Origin of the sequence: Corallococcus sp. AB049A, from assembly GCF_003668885.1 — a bacterium.
Lineage (GTDB): Bacteria > Myxococcota > Myxococcia > Myxococcales > Myxococcaceae > Corallococcus > Corallococcus interemptor.
This window is the reverse complement of record NZ_RAWL01000938.1, coordinates 1-523: the sequence shown is the minus strand read 5'-3', so window position 1 is coordinate 523 and position 523 is coordinate 1. Positions and strand designations below refer to the sequence as shown.

The following is a 523-nucleotide window of genomic DNA, read 5'->3' as shown; positions in this document are numbered from 1 at the left end:
GGCTTCTTCGGCCCGGACTACGAGTTGGCGCGATTCCAGGCAGTGGGCCCGGAGGGCGTGCCGCTGGCGTCCGCTCCCCTTCCGGACGGGTACTCGCTCCAGGCCGAGGCTCGTGTGGGCTGGGATGCCGAGGGCTATCGAGGCCTTCAACGGCACCTGATGCTGTCGCTGAGCGCGGAGGCTTTCTCCTGGGGCCGCTTGGACGCAGACGGGCGCGTGGCGGTGCAGTTCCTGGAGCGCAGCCTGGAAGTGGCGGTGAGGGGGCTGGGCGTGGGCTTGGGCCAACCTGGGGCGCGCTACCTGGGAGCGGCGGAAGCACGCTGGCGAGTCATGGCGGGGAAGCTCTACGCGGTGGCCACGGGCGGCACGCTGCTGTTCCCAGAAGGTGATGGGACGCTGCGGCCGGGCGCTTTCGCGTCGGTGGGCCTGGGGGTGGACAATGCGCGCTGACGTCCTGCTCACGTGCGTGGCCCTCCTCTTCACCGGCTGCGCATCCGTGCCCCACGCGCCCGGAAGGACGCTG

At 71.3% G+C, this 523-nt stretch carries 1 pseudogene; it reads left to right on the top strand.

Annotated elements, in window-relative coordinates:
- Nucleotides 1-450, top strand: a pseudogene (locus D7X55_RS40330) (hypothetical protein); the annotation flags it as partial.
- Between the last annotated feature and the right edge of the window lie 73 nt (nucleotides 451-523).